Raw genomic sequence first — 15,058 nt, forward strand, 5'->3', positions numbered from 1 at the left:
GAGCGGAAGACCTCGTCCAGAATCCGGGCGGAGCCGGGGACATGCGGCGGTCGGCATCCGCTGTCCGCCGACCGGTGCGGCGCACATGGGGGCTGCTCCGGGACGTCTCGTACGCCAGGCGCACCGAGCGGGTCGCGTGGGTGCCGGACGGGGCGCGCGAGTGTTTCGGGGTTGCCCGAACCGCTTGCGCGCGCCTCGCCCGAGAGGAGGGCGGCCCGGCGGCGGCGCCGTCTGCCGGAGCGGCCGCACGAACCTCACCGCCTACAGGAGCTGCCGTACGACCGCCTCGCCGAGCGCGAGTGGGGTCACCGCATGCGGGTGGCCCACTCCTGCACCTTCTTGATGCGCTCGCGAATCTGACCCGCCGTCGCCTCCGCGCTCGGCGGCCCACCACACACCCGCCGCAGCTCGGTGTGGATCACACCGTGCGGCTTTCCGCTCTGGTGCACATAAGCGGCGACCATGGTATTGAGCTGTTTGCGCAGCTCCAGCAGCTCCTTGTGCGAGACCACGGGCCGCCGCTCGGCCGGCAGTTCGAGCAGGTCGGCCTCTGCGTCCGGCTTCTTGCGGCTGTGCGCGATCTGGCGGGCCTGCCGCTTCTGGAGCAGCATCTGCACCTGGTCCGGTTCGAGCAGCCCCGGGATACCGAGATAGTCCTGCTCCTCCTCGCTTCCGGGGTGCGCCTGCATACCGAACTCGGCGCCGTTGTACATCACCCGGTCGAAGACCGCGTCGGACTCCAACGCCTCGAAGGGCAGCATGTCCTGCTCGCCGGTGTCCTCGTCCTGCTCCTTGTTGGCCTCGTCCATCTCCTTCTCGGACTCGGCGTACGGGTCCTCATCGCCGTCCTTCTTCGGCCGGTCGAGCACATGGTCGCGCTCGACCTCCATCTCGTTGGCGAAGCCGAGGAGCATGGGGATGGTCGGCAGGAACACGGAGGCGGTCTCGCCGCGCCGCCTGGATCGTACGAAACGGCCCACGGCCTGTGCGAAGAACAGCGGTGTGGAGATCGTGGTGGCGTAGACCCCGACCGCGAGACGGGGCACGTCGACGCCTTCGGACACCATCCGGACGGCGACCATCCAGCGATCGTCGTTCTCGCTGAACTCGTCGATCCGCTTCGACGCGCCCGTGTCGTCGGACAGCACGACGGTCGCCTTGGTACCGGTGATGTCCCGGATCAGCTTGGCGTACGCCCGCGCAGAATCCTGGTCGGACGCGATGACCAGGCCGCCCGCGTCCGGGATCGACTTCCTGACCTCGCCCAGCCGCTGGTCCGCGGCACGCAGCACGTTCGGCATCCACTCGCCGCGCGGATCGAGCGCGGTGCGCCATGCCTGCGAGACGGCGTCCTTGGTCATCGGCTCGCCGAGCCTGGCGGCGATCTCGTCGCCCGCCTTGGTACGCCAGCGCATGTTGCCGCTGTAGGAGAGGAAGATGACGGGCCGCACGACGTTGTCGGCGAGCGCGTTCCCGTATCCGTAGGTGTAGTCGGCGGCGGACCGCCGGATCCCGTCGTTGCCCTCCTCGTAGGTGACGAAAGGGATCGGGTTGGTGTCGGAACGGAAGGGCGTACCCGTGAGCGCGAGGCGGCGGGTCGCCGGCTCGAACGCCTCGAGGCAGGCCTCGCCCCAGGACTTGGAGTCCCCGGCGTGGTGGATCTCGTCGAGGATGACGAGGGTCTTGCGCTGCTCGCTGCGGTTGCGGTGCAGCATCGGGCGCACGCCGACACCCGCGTAGGTGATCGCGATGCCGTCGTACTCCTTGCTCAACGGGCCCGCGCTGTAGTCGGGATCCAGCTTGATCCCGATCCGCGCCGCCGCCGCCGCCCACTGCTTCTTGAGGTGCTCGGTCGGCGCCACGACGGTGATCTGCTGCACGACATGGTGGTGCAGCAGCCAGGACGCGAGGGTGAGCGCGAAGGTCGTCTTACCGGCGCCTGGGGTCGCGACCGCCAGGAAGTCTCGGGGCTGCTCCTGGATGTACTTGTCCATGGCGCCCTGCTGCCAGGCACGCAGCTTGCTGGCGGTGCCCCAGGGGGCGCGGCCGGGGAAGGCGGGTGAGAGGTGGTGGGAGTGCGAGGCGGTGGTAGTCACGGTCTCCGGTTCGGGCGCTCGGGTCTACGTGCGGTCGTACGACAACCGGGCCACCCTATCGGTGGCCCTGCGCCCGACCCGGCCGAACCGGGGCGCGTCCCCCGCAGGTGCGGTGAGCGTCACAGACCGCGCGTCAGCGCGCGAACCGCGGCAGCTGCGCCGCGATCTTGGGAACGTCGAGCATGCCCTGACACACGTCCAGGACGAACTGCTCGGCCTCGTCCACATCGAACTCCGCATCCAGCGGATGGCCGTTCATGTGCAGGAAGACCCAGGTGGCATACCAGGACAGACGCTTGTTGCCGTCGACCAGGGCATGGTTGCGGGCAAGTGACTCCATCAGTGCGGCCGCCTTCTGCCACACGTCCGGATACGCGTCCTGACCGAACACGCTCGATTGGGGCCGGGCAAGCGCGGAGTCGAGGAGCCCGTAGTCACGCACCTCGGCGGCACCGAGCCGCTCGGCAAGGTTGAGCAACTCGGGAAGAGTGAGGTACTGCATCAGGCAAGCCTCCGGTTCAGCTCCCCACTGACCTTCAGCACATGCTCTGCGGCTTCGTTGAAGAGCCGCGAGTGTTCGTTTATGGCGCGGATGACCGCGTCGTGGGCGAACGACTGCATGCTCCGGCCTTCCGCCTCGGCGCGCTCGCGCAGGGCGTTCAGCTCTTCCTCGGTGAACCTCAGGTTGAGACCAGCCATGCACCTACGGTACCGCGCGGTACCACACGGTGTCAGCCACTTTTCGGCGCCCCCAACCGCGTCGCGACCCAGACCCCCACCAGCGCCACCACCGCCATCGGCACGTACACCGCCGCGAAGGCCGGAGCGTGCGAACCCTGCGCCGCGACCGAGGCCGTCACCGTGTGGGCACCCACCGCGCCGCCGCCCAGGGCAGCGAAGGCGGCGCCACCGGTGGCGAGCAGCAGCACATTGGACAGGCCGTCGGATATCTGGAGCGCCGCCGAGTTCGTCCCGGACTCCTCCGGCGGCGACAGCTTGAGCAGCAGCACGCTCGTGGAGCTGATCACCAGCCCCATGCCGAAGCAGCCCCATGCCCAGGCCACGGCCACGACCACCACCGGCACGGACGGGATCAGCACCGTCGGCGCGGCGGCTATGGCCGCCGTGACCAGCACCATCCCGGCCACCGCGAGGCGCTCGCGGTACGGCTCGACACGCGGGCGTGACTGCACGAACGAGCCCAGTGCCCAGGTCGCACCGCCCACCGCGAGCGAGAGCCCGGCCAGGGTCGGGGAGAGGCCCCGCTGGGTGACCAGCATCAGCGGGACGAAGGACTCCGCGGAGATGAAGGCGCCGGCCGCGATCCCACGCAGCAACACCACGGAGGGCAGCCCACGCGCGGCGCGGTAGGTACCGCGCGGCAGCAGCCCGCGCACGGCGGGCACCAGCAGTGCCGCACCCACCGCGGCCGGGAGCAGCGACAGCCGGCGCAGGTCCTGCGCGGCGTACTGCATCAGCCCGGTGCCGAGCGAGATGGCCAGCGCCAGCCTGATCCGGCGCCCGTCGAAGCGGGCGGCGCGCACCGCCGCCCGGTCGTCGCCCGCGGCCTCGACCGGGCCCGAGGCCGTCCGCCGGATCGCGGGCAGCGCGAGCACCAGCGGCACCAGGACCAGGGTCGGTATACCGAGGAACACCCAGCGCCAGCCGAGTTGTTCGGTGACCGTGCCGGCGACGAGGGGTCCGATCACGGACGGGATCACCCAGCTCGCGGCGAAGGCGGCCAGGACGCCCGGCTGGAGGCGCTGCGGGTACGCCCGCCCGACGACGACGTACAGCGCGACGATCACCAACCCGCCGCCGAGTCCCTGGACGGCCCGGCCTCCGATGAACAGCCACATCGTGCCCGCCGTGCCGCACAGCAGCAGCCCGGCCGCGAACGCCGAGATCCCCGCCGTGAGCGGTCCCAGCGGCCCCCGCCGGTCCGCCCACTGCCCGGCGACGACCATGCCGAACAGGCTCGTCGTGAAGACCGCCGAGAACCCGAACGCATACAGCTCGACCCCGCGCAGCTCCCGCGCGGCGACCGGCATGGCGGTCCCGACCGCGGTCGCCTCGAAGGCGATCAGCAGCACGACCGAGACGATCCCGACGCTGAGCGCGCGGTAGCGGCTGCCGAGAACACCGCCGCCGAGCTCCGCGTCGAGGAGCTCGGCGGCGGTACCGGCCGCACGTGGCTTGAGTGCTGTCATGAGCACAGGGTAAGAGGCGTCTTCGATATTCGCCCCTGTCGCGAGACCGGACCTGACTCGTCCATCGGCCCTACGCCCGGGGACCTATGGACAGGCACTCGGCGCCGACGACAATGCCTCGTGTGAACCACCGTGAACGGCGCGTTGCAGTCGTGTGCCACCCCGGCCCGGCGCTTGGACATGCACGTCAGGCGCTCGTCCGCAAAGCGAGTCACATCGGCGCGAATCCGATCACGGTCTCCACTGCCTGACCGCTTGACCGCTCGCCATGGAAGGGCGGCGCCCCCGAAGGGAGCCGCCCCTCTCTACGGCCCTGCTTCTACGACCCTGCCGCAGCCACCGCCGCCTGGGGGCGGATCGGAAGGCGGTTGACCGGCCGGCCCGTGGCGGCGCGTACCGCGGAGGCGATGGCCGCCGGAGAGGTGACGACCGGCACCGCGCTGGCGGCCTTGGCCCCGAAGGGGGCGACCACGTCGCGTTCCTCGACGAGGGAGACGATACGGATGTCAGGGGTGTCGAGAGCCGTCGGCAGGGCGTAGCCGGTGAGGTCGGGGTGGCGGACCAGACCGCGGGCCGTACGCAGGTTCTCGGTGAGGGCCGCGCCGACGCCCTGGGTGACGCCCGCCTCGATACGGGCCGCCAGCTGGGTCGGATTGAGCACCCGGCCGACGTCCTGGGCGACCGCCATCTCGACCACGCGCACGGAACCGAGCTCGATGTCGACGTCCACCACCGCACGGATCGCGCAGAAGGCGAGCCCGACGAAGGCGTCGCCCTGACCCTGGCCGTCCAGCGGCTCGGTGGGGTGGGGGCGGCACTGGGCGGTCGCCCAGAGCTCCTTGCCGTTCATCGCCTCGGTGACGGTCGTGGACAGCACACCGTCATACGAGGTGATCTTGCCGTCCGTGATCTGGAGCAGCTCGGTGGACATCCCGAACTTGTGGGCCAGCGGCTGGAGCAGTTGGGTGCGGACCATCCGCGCGGCCCGCTCCACCGCACCGCCCGAGACCCAGGTGTGGCGGCCGTGGGTGGCCGGTCCCGCCGGGGGCTGATCGGTGTCGACGGGCGCGATGTGCACCTCGTCGATGCCCAGCGTCTCCTGGACGATCTGCCGGGCGAGTGTGGCGAAGCCCTGACCGGTCTCCACGGCCGCACAGATGACCGTGGCCACGCCGTCCTGGACCTTGACCGTCGCCGTCGAGACCTCGTCGGTGCCCTCGGCCCCGAGCATATGGACCATGCCGAGCGCATAGCCGACGCCGCGGCGTACCGCGCCCGGTTCGCCCGCACCCTCGAGGCCGCCCGGGAGCAGCCAGACGTCCTCCGGGGCGTCCAGGGGCAGCGCCGGCAGGGGGAAGTCACGTACGGCCTGGAGCAGTTCCGCGACCGGGGCGGGGCAGGTGACCGTCTGGCCGGTGGGCAGCAGGTCGCCGGTCGCGAGCACGTTGCGCATCCGCAGGTCGAGCGGGTCGAGGCCCAGCTTCGCCGCGAGCTTGTCCATCTGGGCCTCGTACGCGGCACACACCTGCATCGCGCCCTCGCCCCGCACATGGCCGGACGGCGGGTTGTTGGTGCGTACCGCCCAGCCCTCGATGAAGGCGTGCGGCACGACGTACGGTCCGCAGGCGAAGGCCACGGCGGCTGCCAGGGACTCCGACGAGGCGTCGGCGTAGGCACCGGCGTCCAGCAGGATCTGCGCCTCCACCTTCACCAGGCGGCCCTCGCCGTCGGCGTGGTGGCGGTAGCGCAGCAGGGTGGGATGGCGGTGGGCGTGGCCGAGGAAGGACTCCTCGCGAGTGGCCGTGAGCTTCACCGGACAGCCGGTCCTGAGCGCCAGCAGCCCGAGCGGGATCTGGAAGCCGGGGTCCTCGCGGTCGCCGGTCGCGCCGGGTACGCCGGTGACGACCAACTTGACCTGCTCGGGCGGCAGCCCGAAGCAGGCTGCGGCCAGATCGCGGTCGGTGTGCGGATCGGTGGAAGCGGTGTAGATCTCCACACCGCCGTCGGGGCGCGGCACGGCGAGGCCCGCTTCCGCCCCGATGGGGGCCGGGTCCTGGCGGCCGATCCGGTACAAGCCCTCGACGACGGTCTCGCCGGACACCGCGGGGTCGCCGTAGCTGAGCGGGATGTGCCGGATCAGATTGCCGTCCGGATGCAGCGGCTCGGCGGAGAACGCCTGCTCGGGATCGGTGACCGGTTCGAGGACCTCGTACTCGACCATGATCGCGGCTGCGGCGAGCCTGGCCGTGTCCGGGTGGTCGGCTGCGACGGCGGCGATCGCCTCGCCGTGATGGCGGACCAGATCGGACGCGAACACCGGACGGTCGGCGACACTGCGCCCGTAGGCCGCGTCACCGGGGACGTCGGTGTGTGTGACGACGGCCCGTACGCCGGGCATGGCCGCGGCCGCTGAGGTGTCGATGGCGGTGATACGGGCGTGCGGGTGCGGGGAGCGCAGGAGCGCTGCCCACAGCAGGCCTTCCGCCCACAGGTCGGAGGCGTAGGGGAAGGTGCCCTCGGTCTTGGCGCGGGCGTCGGCCTGCGGGAGCGAGGCGCCCAGTCCGTGGGCCGGCGCCTCCTGCCCGGGGCCGTCGGCCGCAGAGGGCGTCGCGGTGGTCGATGTGGCCGCGGTGGTGGCCGCGTCGTTGCTCACGCCATGCCTCCGTCATGCGGGTGGAGCGGCTGCACACTGCCTGCCCCCGGGGGTGCCTGGTGCGGGATGCGGGCGACCACGTCGCCACCCGGATCGAAGGGCTCGGCAGTCTCGGCGATGGCCTCGCGCTCGGCGACGACCTGGCGTACGGCGTCGAGCACTCCGCGGTAGCCGGAGCAGCGGCAGAGGTTGCCGCACAGTGCCTGACGGGTCTCCAGCTCGGTGGGGGAGTGGTTGCCCTCCAGCAGATCGTGGACGGTCATGGCCATGCCGGGGATGCAGAAACCGCACTGGACCGCGCCGCAGGCGGCGAGCGCGCGCTGCACATCGGACGGTTCGCCGTCGGCGGCGAGACCTTCGACCGTGCGGACCTCGGACCCTGCCGCCGTGGCTGCCGGGACCAGGCAGGAAGCAACCAGCCGACCGTCGACCTGGACGTTGCACGCGCCGCACTCGCCCTGCGAGCAGCCGTCCTTGGCGCCCGCGAGGCCGAGGCGCTCACGCAGGACGTAGAGCAGGGACTCGCCCACCCAGGCGTCCGTGACGGGGCGGTCGGCTCCGTTGACACGCAGGACGTACGAGGCGGTCGGGTGCTCGTCTCCGTGCGGGGAGAGCGAGGCGGCGGACGCGGACGGCGTGTCCTCGACCCGGGCTTCGGCCTGGGGTTCGGCCTGGGTTTGGGTCCGCGCTTCGGCCTGGGCTTCGGTGGGGACCGCGTCGGTGGTGTCACCGGTGTCCGCTTCGGGCTGTTCGCCTTCAGACCGTTCGCCTTCAGGCCGTTCGCCTTCAGGCCGTTCGCCTTCAGGCCGCTCGACTTCAGGCTGCTCGAAGGGCTCGGCGCTGTCCTCGGGCTGCGCCGCCTCCGTCCCCGCCTCCGGGTAGGCGCCCGTCTCCGCGCCGGTGTCCGGTTCCGCCGCAGCCCAGGGCGCGGCAGCGCCACCGGGCAGCGTCACCGGATAGGGCGCGGACTCCCCGGAGACCGGCGCCGGCCCGGGAACCGGCCCATAGGTGTTCGACTCGGCCGTCGCCCAGGGCGCGGGCGCGCCGCCCGGCAGGGTGGCGGGCGGCGTGCGATCGCCCCAGTGGGACGACAGCGCCGACGCCGAGTACTCCCCCGACTCGTCCGGCAAGTCCCCCTGGGCCAGCGGAATGGTCCACTGCCCGGTGAGCTCGGTCGCCCCGCCGTGCGTGGCCTGCTCGTGGGCCGACTCGCCGGACGGGACGCTCTCGCCGCCGGGCTGCGGGTGCACCGCATCGTGGGCCGACTCGCCGGACGGGACGCTCTCGCCGCCGGACTGCGGGTGCACCGCATCGGGGAACGTCCACTGCGCGGTCGCCTGCGGGTCGCCCGCCTCGGGCTCGGGCCAGGACGGAGCAGCGCCCTCTGCCGGCGTCAGCGGCGTGATCATGGGCGGCGGCACGAAGCCGTGGCCTGGTGCCGCGAGCGGCGCGTCCAGGGCACCGTCCGGGGGCAGCTGGACGAAGGCCGTCATATCGGAGTCGTACTCGCCCTGCGGGATGGGCTGCCAGCGGCCCCGGCGCTGCCGCTCATGCGCTTCGTGCGCCTGCTGCCGCTCTTCCGACCGCTGCGAGCCGTTGTCCTCCGTGCTCACGACAGCGCCCTCCCCAGTGCTCGTCGGGCCAGCGCGGCGACCGTCCGCCGCAGGTGCAGGATCGCGGGCGGCATCTGCTCGCCCCCGTCCGGGTCCGGGATGCAGGCCGCCGCCACGTACTCGCCGAAGGCGGTCAGCGCCTCGGGCGCCAGTCCGCGCTCACCGTCCCAGTCGATCAGCGAAGCGATCCACCGCTCCGCCTCCAGCGGACGCAGCGGCATGGGCGCGATGGCGCCGACCGCGCACCGCACCCCGCGCCTGGCCGGATCGAGCACGACGGCCACGGACGCGGATGCCCGGCCGGGACCGGTGCGCCCGGTGACCTTGAGGAACACCTGGGGAGCATGCAGCAGCGGCACACGCACGAAGCCGATCAGCTCGGCCGGCCCCAGCATGTCCCGGCCGGCAAGCAGATGGGAGACCGGCAGTTCGCGGCGGGCACCACCCGGGCCGGCGACGATCAGCTCCGCCTCCAGGGCGGCGAGGACGGGCAGGGTGTCGCCGGTGGGTGCCGCGGTGGCGATGTTGCCGCCGAGTGTTCCGGCGTTGCGGATCTGCGGCGGTCCAGCGGCTCGGGCGGACGCGGCGAGCGCGGGGATCAGCGCGGCGAAGTCGGGCCTGCCCATGCGGGCGTGGGTGAGTCCGGCGCCGAGCAGCGCATGTCCGTCCTGGTACTGCCAGCCGCGGATCTCGTTGATCCGACCGAGACCGACCAGCCCCGCAGGCCTCAGCCGGCCCTTGTTGACGGCGGCCATCAGGTCCGTACCACCCGCGACCGGCACGGCAGCGGGCATGGCGCTGAGCGCCGCCACGGCCTCGTCGAGCGAAGCCGGCAGCGTCACGGGCTGCGTCGCCTGCGATGCGTGCGTGGTCAACCCAGCTGCCCCTTCCCGGTGTCCCGGCTGTCCGAGCTGTCCGACTGTGTTGCCGTACCGTACGTGCTCACGGCCCGGAGGTGGCAACTCTGGCACATCTTCCGAACAGTCAGGCGCGAGGGTCTGCGACTCGGACGAGCGGCGCATCCGCACCGGGCACCCCTTGGACGGGGGATCATCCGGTATGCCGTGACGGTGCCGTCACATGCGGGTTCTCGCTCTTCCGCGGTCCTTGTACGACTTTTCCCTGTTGCCGTCCACAGTGTCAGGCAGCGCCCCGCATGGCACCCCTCTGTTGCCGGGCTCACACGTTTGGGGGCGCGGACTCGATCTGGCGTCCGAAGAGTCCGCTCTGCGGCGGGGTTGCCTGGCCCCCGCGGCAGAGCGGCAGGAACGGCCGTGTCCGGCCGCGGCGCTGCGGGACACGCATACGCGGACGGCCTCCGACAGCGCGCCCGCAGCGCGCCTCCGGAGGCCGTCGACACGGAAGGACCGGAAGGACCGGAAGGACCGGAAGGACCGGAAGGACCGGAAGGACCGGAACAACAGGACGGACCGCAAGGACCAGGACCGACCGGACCGGCCGCCGCGGCCTACTTGTCCTTGCCGCCGCCCTTGTCCTTGTCCCCGCCCGAGCCCATCGACTCGTAGATCTCCTTGCACATCGGGCAGACCGGGTACTTCTTGGGGTCGCGCCCCGGCACCCACACCTTCCCGCACAGTGCCACCACGGGAGTGCCGTCGAGGGCGCTCGCCATGATCTTGTCCTTCTGGACGTAGTGGGCGAAGCGCTCGTGGTCACCGTCACCGTGCGACACCTGCGGCGTCGGCTCCACGAGGGTGCCCGTACCTGCCCCGCGCTCGGGCTCAAGAGTGCTCATGAGTGTCAAGGGTACTTAAGGGCGGCGGCTTCAGTTGAGCGAAGGGTCGTCCGGATACGTGGCGACCATCGCCAGCTCACCGCGCTGCCGGCGCAGCACCGCCCGCCACAGGCTCTCCGGACGCGGCGACGACACGTCGCCGGGCTCTGACTCGACCACATACCAGGCACCCTCGGTCAGCTCGTCCTCCAACTGCCCGGGGCCCCAGCCCGCGTATCCCGCGAAGATCCGCAGCGAGCCCAGGGCGGACGCGAGCAGCTCGGGCGGGGCCTCCAGGTCGACAAGGCCGATCGCCCCGTACACACGACGCCAGCCGAGCGGGCCGTCGTCGCCGGGGATGACGGCAACGCCGAGTGCGGAGTCCAGCGAGACGGGGCCGCCCTGGAAGACCACTCCGGGCTCGCCCGCCAGGCTCGCCCAGGGTTCCAGGATGTCGCCGACCACCACGGGCGTGGGCCTGTTCAGGACCACGCCGAGCGAACCCTCGTCGTCGTGGTCGAGCAGGAGGACAACCGCGCGGTCGAAGTTCGGATCCGCGAGGGCCGGAGTGGCGACGAGCAGCCGCCCTGTGAGGGAGGACACCTCGGTCATGCGAGACATGATCTCGCATCTTCACCTTCCGCGGGGAGCGGCCTGCGGAGCACGGACCCGGCGCGTACGGCCCGCCGCGGCGGGCCGTACGCGCCCGTCGGGCCACCCGGCACCGGCCGACGGGCGCGACATCATGCGGACCGTGACCCTCCGCGTATATGGACGAACAGAACGTACTGTGTCGAATTCATTACGCATCCGAGGTGCCCTTGGCCTTATGGAACACGGGTAGGGGGGCCTTAACCTTTTCCCTGGCCCCTGCCCGACCTCCCCCCTCGCCACCGCTGAGAGGGGACCTCCGGAACGCGAGATTCATGACCGGCACAGACGATGTACTGCTTGTCCACGGCGGAACCCCGCTGGTGGGCGAGATCCGCGTCCGCGGCGCCAAGAACCTGGTGCCGAAGGCCATGGTCGCCGCGCTGCTCGGCAGCGAGCCGAGCCGGCTGCGCAATGTGCCCGACATCCGCGATGTGCGGGTGGTGCGCGGGCTGCTCCAGCTGCACGGTGTGACGGTGCGCCCGGGTGACGAGCCGGGCGAACTGGTGCTCGACCCGACGTATGTCGAGAGCGCCAACGTCGCCGACATCGACGCGCACGCGGGCTCCTCCCGGATCCCGATCCTCTTCTGCGGACCGCTGCTGCATCGCCTGGGCCACGCGTTCATCCCCGGTCTCGGCGGCTGCGACATCGGCGGCCGGCCGATCGACTTCCACTTCGACGTGCTGCGGCAGTTCGGCGCGAAGATCGAGAAGCGTGATGACGGACAGTATCTGGAAGCCCCGCAGCGGCTGCGCGGCTGCAAGATCCGGCTGCCGTACCCTTCGGTCGGCTCGACCGAGCAGGTGCTGCTGACGGCTGTGCTCGCCGAGGGGGTCACCGAGCTGTCCAATGCGGCTGTGGAGCCGGAGATCGAGGACCTCATCTGCGTGCTGCAGAAGATGGGCGCGATCATCTCGATGGACACCGACCGTACGATTCGGATCACCGGTGTCGAGCGGCTCGGCGGCTACACCCACCGGGCGCTCCCGGACCGCCTGGAGGCCGCCTCCTGGGCCTCGGCGGCGCTGGCGACCGAGGGAAACATCTACGTCCGCGGAGCGCAGCAGCGCTCGATGATGACCTTCCTGAACACCTACCGGAGGGTCGGCGGCGCCTTCGAGATCGACGACGAGGGCATCCGCTTCTGGCACCCGGGTGGCTCGCTCAACGCCATCGCCCTGGAGACGGACGTGCATCCCGGCTTCCAGACGGACTGGCAGCAGCCGCTGGTGGTGGCCCTGACGCAGGCCGCGGGTCTGTCGATCGTGCACGAGACGGTCTACGAGTCGCGGCTCGGCTTCACCTCCGCACTGAACCAGATGGGCGCGCACATCCAGCTGTACCGGGAGTGCCTGGGCGGCTCCGACTGTCGCTTCGGCCAGCGGAACTTCCTGCACTCGGCGGTCGTCTCCGGCCCGACGAAGCTCCAAGGCGCGGATCTGGTCATCCCGGACCTGCGGGGCGGGTTCTCGTATCTGATCGCGGCGCTGGCGGCGCAGGGCACCTCCCGGGTGCACGGGATCGGCCTGATCAACCGCGGCTACGAGAACTTCATGGAGAAACTGGTGGAACTGGGCGCCAAGGTCGAGCTCCCGGCGGGCGCCGTACTGTGAACCGCCCCGGCGGGCTGACGGACTGACGGTGGGCGTGGCCCCGGCTGTGGCAGTGACAGCCGGGGCCACACCCATGGGGGCGCCTGCCGCCGAGAAGCCCCGGGAAACGCGTAGAGGGCGACCACCCGGTCCCGGGTGGTCGCCCTCGCACGTTGCGCGCGGACGCGTCACGCGCGCGCCGTGAGGCGTCGCGAGGCCTCCGCGGAGTGCCGCGGTGCTCGCGGGTCGCCTTACTTGCCCTTGGCGGCTTCCTTGAGCTTCGAGCCCGCGGAGACCTTCACGCTGTAACCGGCCGGGATCTGGATGGGGTCGCCGGTCTGCGGGTTACGCGCGGTGCGAGCGGCACGGTGGGTGCGCTCGAAGGTGAGGAAGCCGGGGATGGTGACCTTCTCGTCGCCCTTGGCGACGACCTCGCCGACAGTCTCGGCGAGAGCGGCCAGCACGGCGTCGGCGTCCTTGCGGGTCACCTCGGCGCGGTCGGCCAGCGCGGCCACCAGCTCACTGCGGTTCATGTTCTTACTCCCGTGTTCTTCTTGCCTATGAGGCGTGCCAAGCGGCGGAGCCGCATATCGGACACAGCGAAGCCGATGCTGCCAGGGTGCTCGGACATCCCCGGACCCGGGTCTGTTCGGCAGACCCTCCGCGTCCATGGGTTCCCCCTAGGGCGCAGGCCCTCAGAGGAGCATCCTGCCCCCACCACCGGCGGGAAAGCCAATCCGGCACCCTCCGGAGTCACACGAAGAGCGCCACTGCCTCGTCGTGGTGACGTTCCGTCGACTCCCTTGCGACTCCCCGGAGCCATGGGCCGCGGCCATCCACACAGGAGGCCGCGGGCTCATGGTCCGCCACCCTAGAGGGGCGTTCGGGGCCCGCGACCCGCGACGCGCCGGAGCGCAGGTCAGACCGGCGTGGGTTCGGTCACAACCGCACCGCCGGCGGAACCCGCGACCGCGGCCGCAGCCGCCTTCGCGGCCCCGCGCACGGCTCCCGCGACCGCTCCGGCGACCTTGTCGTTGAAAACGGACGGGATGATGTAGTTCGGGTTCAGCTCGTCCTCGGTGACGACATCCGCGAGGGCCTTCGCAGCCGCGAGCATCATGTCCGTATTCACCGTTCGGGACTGCGCGTCGAGTAGCCCCCGGAAGACCCCGGGGAACACCAGTACGTTGTTGATCTGGTTGGGGAAGTCGGAGCGCCCGGTGGCCACAACCGCCGCGGTCCGGCGCGCGGTTGCCGGTTCAACCTCCGGGTCCGGGTTCGCGAGCGCGAACACGATGGAATCGTCGGCCATGGCCGCGACGTCCTCGGCGCCCAGGACGTTGGGTGCGGAGACGCCGATGAACACGTCGGCACCCACGACGGCCTGCTTCAGGGTGCCGGTGACGCCTTCCGGGTTGGTGTTGTCGGCGATCCAGCGCAGCGCCGTACCCGGTGCCGCTTCCACGAGGTCCTCGCGGCCCGCGTGCACCACACCGTGGATGTCGGCGACGACGGCGTGCTTGACGCCGGCCGCGATGAGCAGCTTGAGGATGGCCGTACCGGCCGCGCCCGCGCCGGACATGACGACCCGTACGTCACCGATCGCCTTGCCCACCACGCGCAGCGCGTTGGTCAGCGCGGCGAGCACCACGATGGCTGTACCGTGCTGGTCGTCGTGGAAGACGGGGATGTCGAGGGCCTCGCGCAGCCGCGCCTCGATCTCGAAGCAGCGGGGCGCCGAGATGTCCTCGAGGTTGATCCCGGCGAAGCCGGGCGCGATCGCCTTGACGATCTCCACGATGGCGTCGGTGTCCTGGGTGTCCAGGCAGATCGGCCAGGCGTCGATGCCGGCGAAGCGCTTGAAGAGGGCCGCCTTGCCTTCCATCACCGGCAGTGCGGCCTTGGGGCCGATGTTGCCGAGGCCGAGCACGGCGGAGCCGTCGGTCACGACCGCGACGGAGTTGCGCTTGATGGTGAGGCGGCGGGCGTCCTCGGGGTTCTCGGCGATCGCCATGCAGACGCGGGCCACACCCGGCGTGTAGACCATGGACAGGTCGTCACGGTTGCGGATGGGGTGCTTGGACTGCATCTCGATCTTGCCGCCGAGGTGCATCAGGAACGTACGGTCGGAGACCTTGCCGAGGACGACACCCTCGATGCCCCGCAGCTTCTCGACGATCTCGTCGGCATGCGTGGTGGACGTGGCCGCGATCGTGACGTCGATGCGCAGCTTCTCGTGACCGGATGCGGTGACGTCGAGGCCGGTGACCGATCCACCCGATGACTCGACCGCCGTCGTGAGCTGGGAGACCGCGGTTCCGCTCGCGGGCACCTCCAGCCGGACCGTCATCGAGTACGAGACGCTGGGCGCCGTTGCCATGGCCGGGTTCCTCTGCTTTCCCTAGCTTCATCGAGCTTCATCGCTCAATGACCTGTCCGGCGACGGCCGGACAGGCCTTCCGATCGTCGCACCTACCTGCGAGTAGCTGGTAATACTGTTGCTTT

General features: G+C 71.1%; 12 protein-coding genes. 1 reads left to right on the top strand and 11 read right to left on the bottom strand.

From position 1 onward, the window contains the following. Positions 1 to 305: 305 nt before the first annotated feature. From V1460_RS31565 to V1460_RS31605, 9 genes are all read right to left on the bottom strand, one after another. The gene (locus tag V1460_RS31565; RefSeq protein ID WP_338677011.1) at positions 306 to 2,096 is read right to left on the bottom strand and encodes a DEAD/DEAH box helicase; all 1,791 of its coding nucleotides are present in this window, start codon (positions 2,094 to 2,096) and stop codon (positions 306 to 308) included. A 133-nt stretch (positions 2,097 to 2,229) separates the two neighbouring features. Next, complete coding sequence (locus tag V1460_RS31570; protein WP_338677012.1) at positions 2,230 to 2,598, bottom strand: Fic family protein; 369 nt, start codon at positions 2,596 to 2,598, stop codon at positions 2,230 to 2,232. After that, positions 2,598 to 2,795, bottom strand: a complete 198-nt coding sequence (locus V1460_RS31575) for an Arc family DNA-binding protein (protein WP_338677013.1) — start codon at positions 2,793 to 2,795, stop codon at positions 2,598 to 2,600. The genes V1460_RS31570 and V1460_RS31575 overlap by 1 nt, the downstream gene beginning before the upstream one ends. A 32-nt stretch (positions 2,796 to 2,827) precedes the next feature. Beyond that, on the bottom strand, positions 2,828 to 4,306 hold the full coding sequence (locus V1460_RS31580; protein WP_338677014.1) for an MFS transporter: 1,479 nt from the start codon (positions 4,304 to 4,306) through the stop codon (positions 2,828 to 2,830). A gap of 319 nt (positions 4,307 to 4,625) precedes the next feature. After that, entirely contained in the window at positions 4,626 to 6,959 is a 2,334-nt protein-coding gene (locus tag V1460_RS31585) for a molybdopterin cofactor-binding domain-containing protein (protein WP_338677015.1), read from the bottom strand. Next, positions 6,956 to 8,572 carry a 2Fe-2S iron-sulfur cluster-binding protein gene (locus tag V1460_RS31590; RefSeq protein WP_338677016.1) on the bottom strand — a complete coding sequence of 539 codons (1,617 nt, stop codon included), beginning with the start codon at positions 8,570 to 8,572 and terminating at the stop codon, positions 6,956 to 6,958. Before V1460_RS31590 ends, V1460_RS31585 begins: the two co-directional genes overlap by 4 nt. Continuing rightward, a complete protein-coding gene (locus tag V1460_RS31595) occupies positions 8,569 to 9,447 on the bottom strand; it encodes an FAD binding domain-containing protein (RefSeq protein WP_338677017.1) in 879 nt (292 codons plus the stop codon). Before V1460_RS31595 ends, V1460_RS31590 begins: the two co-directional genes overlap by 4 nt. A 593-nt stretch (positions 9,448 to 10,040) precedes the next feature. Continuing rightward, on the bottom strand, positions 10,041 to 10,328 hold the full coding sequence (locus V1460_RS31600) for a DUF3039 domain-containing protein (protein WP_338677018.1): 288 nt from the start codon (positions 10,326 to 10,328) through the stop codon (positions 10,041 to 10,043). Between the two features lie 30 nt (positions 10,329 to 10,358). Beyond that, on the bottom strand, positions 10,359 to 10,919 hold the full coding sequence (locus tag V1460_RS31605) for a YqgE/AlgH family protein (protein WP_338677019.1): 561 nt from the start codon (positions 10,917 to 10,919) through the stop codon (positions 10,359 to 10,361). 314 nt (positions 10,920 to 11,233) lie between these two features. Between V1460_RS31605 and murA the strand changes: the two genes are divergently transcribed. Next, positions 11,234 to 12,574: a UDP-N-acetylglucosamine 1-carboxyvinyltransferase gene (gene murA / locus V1460_RS31610; RefSeq protein WP_338677020.1), complete on the top strand. Its 1,341-nt coding sequence runs from the start codon at positions 11,234 to 11,236 to the stop codon at positions 12,572 to 12,574. A 230-nt stretch (positions 12,575 to 12,804) separates the two neighbouring features. Here murA and V1460_RS31615 read toward each other — a convergent pair whose 3' ends face one another. Both V1460_RS31615 and V1460_RS31620 read right to left on the bottom strand, forming a co-directional pair. Next, entirely contained in the window at positions 12,805 to 13,086 is a 282-nt protein-coding gene (locus tag V1460_RS31615) for an HU family DNA-binding protein (RefSeq protein ID WP_004571953.1), read from the bottom strand. 386 nt (positions 13,087 to 13,472) lie between these two features. Continuing rightward, on the bottom strand, positions 13,473 to 14,933 hold the full coding sequence (locus tag V1460_RS31620) for an NAD-dependent malic enzyme (RefSeq protein ID WP_338677021.1): 1,461 nt from the start codon (positions 14,931 to 14,933) through the stop codon (positions 13,473 to 13,475). Positions 14,934 to 15,058 lie beyond the last annotated feature (125 nt).

Origin of the sequence: Streptomyces sp. SCSIO 30461, assembly GCF_037023745.1 — a bacterium.
Classification (GTDB): Bacteria; Actinomycetota; Actinomycetes; order Streptomycetales; family Streptomycetaceae; genus Streptomyces.

Bases quoted from the DNA above. Each gene is read 5' to 3' on its own strand.
- V1460_RS31570 (WP_338677012.1), bottom strand. From the start codon at position 2,598: ATGCAGTACCTCACTCTTCCCGAGTTGCTCAACCTTGCCGAGCGGCTC.
- V1460_RS31575 (WP_338677013.1), bottom strand. From the start codon at position 2,795: ATGGCTGGTCTCAACCTGAGGTTCACCGAGGAAGAGCTGAACGCCCTG.
- V1460_RS31580 (WP_338677014.1), bottom strand. From the start codon at position 4,306: ATGACAGCACTCAAGCCACGTGCGGCCGGTACCGCCGCCGAGCTCCTC.
- V1460_RS31600 (WP_338677018.1), bottom strand. From the start codon at position 10,328: ATGAGCACTCTTGAGCCCGAGCGCGGGGCAGGTACGGGCACCCTCGTG.
- V1460_RS31605 (WP_338677019.1), bottom strand. From the start codon at position 10,919: ATGACCGAGGTGTCCTCCCTCACAGGGCGGCTGCTCGTCGCCACTCCG.
- murA (WP_338677020.1), top strand. From the start codon at position 11,234: ATGACCGGCACAGACGATGTACTGCTTGTCCACGGCGGAACCCCGCTG.
- V1460_RS31615 (WP_004571953.1), bottom strand. From the start codon at position 13,086: ATGAACCGCAGTGAGCTGGTGGCCGCGCTGGCCGACCGCGCCGAGGTG.
- V1460_RS31620 (WP_338677021.1), bottom strand. From the start codon at position 14,933: ATGGCAACGGCGCCCAGCGTCTCGTACTCGATGACGGTCCGGCTGGAG.